The organism is Hallella faecis (assembly GCF_018789675.1).
Taxonomy (GTDB): Bacteria; Bacteroidota; Bacteroidia; order Bacteroidales; family Bacteroidaceae; genus Prevotella; species Prevotella faecis.
This window is the reverse complement of sequence record NZ_JAHKBE010000155.1, coordinates 1-622: the sequence shown is the minus strand read 5'-3', so window position 1 is coordinate 622 and position 622 is coordinate 1. Positions and strand designations below refer to the sequence as shown.

General features: G+C 33.3%; 1 protein-coding gene and 1 pseudogene. Both read left to right on the top strand.

The window, feature by feature from the left end; all coding sequences use genetic code 11:
- A partial coding sequence (locus KM934_RS12935; RefSeq protein WP_215761041.1) for a hypothetical protein occupies positions 1-248 on the top strand: 248 nt, incomplete at its 5' end.
- Positions 245-622 (top strand): annotated as a pseudogene (locus KM934_RS12930) (agmatine deiminase family protein); the annotation flags it as partial. The gene KM934_RS12935 and the pseudogene KM934_RS12930, both read left to right, overlap by 4 nt.

Below are 622 nucleotides of genomic sequence, written 5' to 3'. Positions count from 1 at the left end.
TGATTAGGGGCTATAAAGCTATTGTGCCTGGGGAAAAAGATTGGGAGAATAATGAAAAAAGAAAAGATTGGGCTCCTCATGATTTTTGGTATGATTTATATGGTGGAGCAAATATGCTAAGCAATGGCAAGTTTAGTATAGAATGGATAGATGAGTCTGATGAAACGCTGGGCTATGCAGAACCTATGCAACGAATCAATATAAACGACAACAGATTATGGGGATTTAAACGAGTTGAAAAGCTATGATAACAGAACAATATAAAGACAAAGTGTTTTTTTCACAGTTGCTACGTACTGATTATCCCAATATCTATAAGGATGTTTGTGAAATTCTGGATGCTAATAACGTAGCGCATGAAATGCTTCCTTTAACTAAGGATTATTGGTGTCGTGATTATATGCCAATACAATATGCAAGTAATCGTTTCTCTCAATTTGTATACAATCCCGACTATCTTAAAGGTAAGGAAAAATACATTACTGATGTAGATAAAGTTATGAATAAGATTGAAGATAAGAATTTTATCATCAATCATTCTTCTTTGGTTATTGATGGTGGAAATATTGTTGTTGGCGAAATAGAACAACCAAATACTTACACCACTAAATCCTTTATTGTA